A 3,455-nucleotide genomic window follows, 5' to 3' on the forward strand; every position below is an offset into this window, starting at 1 on the left:
GCGCTGTATCAGTCGCCGGATGCATTCACTGACACACCGCTTTCGCGAGCAAACCCGCTCCCACAGTTGACCGAGTTGTTTGCACTCACACCTTATGACTGGAAATCCACTATGAAAAAAACATTGCTCAGCCACCCAGTCAAAGCACTGGCTCTCGCCCTCGGATTGTTCAGCTCGGCGGTATTCGCCGCTGACGCACCGTTGAAAGTCGGCACCACCGCCGCCTTCGCCATTCCCCTGGAAGCCGCCGTCGAAGAGGCCGGCAAACAGGGTTTGAAAGTCGAACTGGTGGAATTCACCGACTGGATCGCACCCAACGTCAGCCTGGCAGCCGGCGATATCGACGTGAACTACTTCCAGCACATCCCGTTTTTGGAAAACGCCAAGGCCGCTGCAGGCTTTGACCTGGTGCCGTACGCGCCGGGCATCATCAACAACGTCGGGCTGTATTCGAAGAAGTACAAGAGCATCAACGACCTGCCCCAGGGCGCCAGCGTGGCGATTGCCAACGACCCGATCAACAGCGGTCGCGGCTTGCAACTGCTGGCCAAGGCCGGCTTGATCACGCTCAAGCCGGGCGTGGGCTACAAGGCCACTGAAGAAGACATCGTCACCAACCCGAAGAAGATCAAGATCCTGCAAGTCGAAGCCGTGCAACTGGTGCGCGCTTATGACGACGCCGACCTGGTGCAGGGCTACCCGGCGTATATCCGCCTGTCCAAGACCTTCGATGCCGAGTCGGCGCTGCTGTTCGACGGCCTCGACCACCCGGAATACGTGATCCAGTTCGTGGTCCAGCCCAAGAGCAAAACCGACCCGCGGGTGATCAAGTTCGTCGACATCTACCAGCACTCGCCGGTGGTACGCGCCGCGTTGGATAAATCCCTTGGCAAGCTCTACCAAGTGGGCTGGGAAGATAAAAAATGACCGCCGCCCACTCTCAACTGCGCGACCTGGGCCTGCCGCCCAGGGACGCCGAGCAGACAGAACTGCACCCGGACCTGAACCGCGCGCACGTGCGCTTTATCAACCTGGGCAAGACCTATGACGGCCAATCCGTGCCCGCCCTGCAAGGCATCGACCTGGCGATCCAGCGCGGCGAAGTCTTCGGCATCATCGGCCGCAGCGGCGCCGGCAAGTCGTCGCTGATCCGCACCATCAACCGCCTGGAACAACCGAGCAGCGGCCGGGTATTGATTGACCAGGTGGACATCGGCGACTTCGACGAAGACCGCCTGGTCGCCCTGCGCCGACGCATCGGCATGATCTTCCAGCACTTCAACCTGATGTCGGCCAAGACTGTGTGGCAGAACGTCGAACTGCCGTTGAAAGTCGCAGGCGTGCCCAAGGAGCAGCGCGAGAAGAAGGTGCGTGAACTGCTGGAATTGGTCGGTTTGCAGGATAAGCACCAGGCTTACCCGGCCCAGCTGTCCGGCGGGCAGAAACAGCGGGTGGGCATCGCCCGCTCACTGGTGCATGACCCACAGATTCTGTTGTGCGACGAAGCCACTTCGGCGCTCGACCCTGAGACCACGCAATCCATCCTCGGCCTGCTGCGGGAGATCAACAAACGCCTGGGCTTGACCATCGTGCTGATCACCCACGAAATGGCCGTGATTCGCGAAATCTGCGACCGCGTGGTGGTGCTGGAACACGGCCATGTGGTCGAGCAAGGTCCGGTGTGGGAAGTGTTCGGCAACCCGCAGCATGAGGTCAGTAAAACCCTGCTGGCGCCGCTGCAACATGGCCTGCCTGAAGAGTTGCAAAGCCGCCTGCAGGCCAATCCGACCTCAAAGGACGCCGCCGTGGTGCTGCGCTTGCAACTGACTGGCAGTGCCGAAGACGAACCCGATCTTGCTGCGTTGTTCAGCGCCCTCGGCGGGCGCGTGCGCTTGCTGCAAGGCGGTGTGGAACGCATCCAGGGCCACGCCTTGGGGCAATTGCTGCTGGCGGTGAGCGGCTCGTCCCTGACCGCCGTAGAACTGCGCAGCCGCGCCGGGCGCTGGGCACAACAGGTGGAGGTGCTGGGCTATGTGGTTTGATCGTTTATTGCAGGGCGCCATCGACACACTGTTGATGGTCGGAGTGTCGTCGTTGATTGCATTGCTGGTGGGGATTCCGCTGGCGGTGTTCCTGGTGACCAGCGACAAGGGCGGCATCTATCAGGCGCCTGCCTTGAATCGGGTGCTGGGGGCGTTCGTTAACCTGTTCCGCTCGATCCCGTTTTTGATTTTGATGGTGGCGCTGATTCCGTTCACCCGGTTGATCGTCGGCACCACCTATGGCGTGTGGGCGGCGGTGGTGCCGTTGACCATCGCGGCCACGCCGTTCTTTGCGCGGATCGCCGAAGTCAGCTTGCGCGAAGTCGATCACGGCTTGATCGAAGCGGCGCAAGCCATGGGTTGCCGGCGCTGGCATATCGTCTGGCATGTGCTGCTGCCGGAGGCGCTGCCGGGGATTGTCGGCGGGTTCACGATTACCCTGGTGACGATGATCAACTCCTCGGCCATGGCCGGCGCAATTGGCGCCGGTGGGCTGGGGGATATTGCCTATCGCTATGGCTATCAGCGTTTTGACACGCAGATCATGCTCACCGTGATTGTGCTGCTGGTGATCCTGGTAGCGGTGATTCAGTTGGGCGGCGATCGGTTGGCCAGGGTTCTGAACAAGAGGTGAGGTATAGTCGGGCCATCTCAGCGCCCGGTATAACCTGCCATGAAACTCGCCCCCGACGACCTCGACCAGATCACCTCCACCACCCTTGGCCACTACAACAAAGTGGCCGAGGATTTTCGTGAAGGCACCCGCGATCACGATGTGAGCCAGAACATTGATGCGTTGCTGCGGCATATCCAGGGCGACGCACCGTTTACCGTGCTGGACTTCGGCTGCGGGCCGGGGCGGGATTTGCAGACGTTTACCCGCATGGGCCACATCGCGGTGGGGCTCGATGGTTCGGAGCGCTTTGCACAGATGGCCCGGGAAGACAGCGGCTGTGAAGTGCTGCAACAGGACTTCCTGAAGCTGGATTTGCCGGCCGGCCGTTTCGACGGGATCTTCGCCAATGCGGTGCTGTTTCATATTCCCAAGCAGGAACTGCCGCGCATTCTTGGGCAGTTGCATGGGGCGTTGAAGGTCGGTGGAGTGTTGTTCAGCTCAAACCCTCGGGGTGAAAACCAGGAGGGCTGGAATGGGCCGCGGTATGGCTCGTATCACGACTTGCAGGCGTGGCAGGAATTGCTGACGGCTGCGGGGTTTGTGGAGTTGGAGCATTACTACCGGCCAGCGGGATTGCCTCGGGAACAACAGCCGTGGCTGGCGAGTGTGTGGCGCAAGCTGTAGGTCTTTGTTGTTTGGGCTTACGCCTTCGCGAGCAAGCCCGCTCCCACATTTTGGAATGCATTTCCCTGTGGGAGCGGGCTTGCTCGCGAAGGACTCACAGCCGCCACTAATCC

General features: G+C 61.0%; 4 protein-coding genes. All 4 read left to right on the plus strand.

Annotated features, from left to right (window positions below):
- Positions 1-111: 111 nt before the first annotated feature.
- Genes ACW9I6_RS31495 through ACW9I6_RS31510 form a run of 4 tightly spaced genes read left to right on the plus strand, consistent with a single transcriptional unit; the run spans position 112 to position 3,342 of the window.
- Positions 112-927, plus strand: a complete 816-nt coding sequence (locus ACW9I6_RS31495) for a MetQ/NlpA family ABC transporter substrate-binding protein (RefSeq protein WP_003211844.1) — start codon at positions 112-114, stop codon at positions 925-927.
- Complete coding sequence (locus ACW9I6_RS31500; protein WP_457340212.1) at positions 924-2,042, plus strand: methionine ABC transporter ATP-binding protein; 1,119 nt, start codon at positions 924-926, stop codon at positions 2,040-2,042. The genes ACW9I6_RS31495 and ACW9I6_RS31500 overlap by 4 nt, the downstream gene beginning before the upstream one ends.
- A complete protein-coding gene (locus ACW9I6_RS31505) occupies positions 2,032-2,676 on the plus strand; it encodes a methionine ABC transporter permease (protein ID WP_003211840.1) in 645 nt (214 codons plus the stop codon). The genes ACW9I6_RS31500 and ACW9I6_RS31505 overlap by 11 nt, the downstream gene beginning before the upstream one ends.
- Before the next feature lie 39 nt (positions 2,677-2,715).
- Positions 2,716-3,342 (plus strand): class I SAM-dependent methyltransferase, encoded by a 627-nt coding sequence (locus ACW9I6_RS31510; protein WP_177021017.1) that lies wholly within the window; start codon positions 2,716-2,718, stop codon positions 3,340-3,342.
- The last annotated feature ends 113 nt before the right edge of the window (positions 3,343-3,455 follow it).

Source organism: Pseudomonas sp. SDO5522_S412 (assembly GCF_054071215.1).

Coding starts and splice junctions, on each gene's coding strand:
- ACW9I6_RS31505 (WP_003211840.1), top strand. CDS start 2,032: ATGTGGTTTGATCGTTTATTGCAGGGCGCCATCGACACACTGTTGATG.
- ACW9I6_RS31500 (WP_457340212.1), top strand. CDS start 924: ATGACCGCCGCCCACTCTCAACTGCGCGACCTGGGCCTGCCGCCCAGG.
- ACW9I6_RS31495 (WP_003211844.1), top strand. CDS start 112: ATGAAAAAAACATTGCTCAGCCACCCAGTCAAAGCACTGGCTCTCGCC.
- ACW9I6_RS31510 (WP_177021017.1), top strand. CDS start 2,716: ATGAAACTCGCCCCCGACGACCTCGACCAGATCACCTCCACCACCCTT.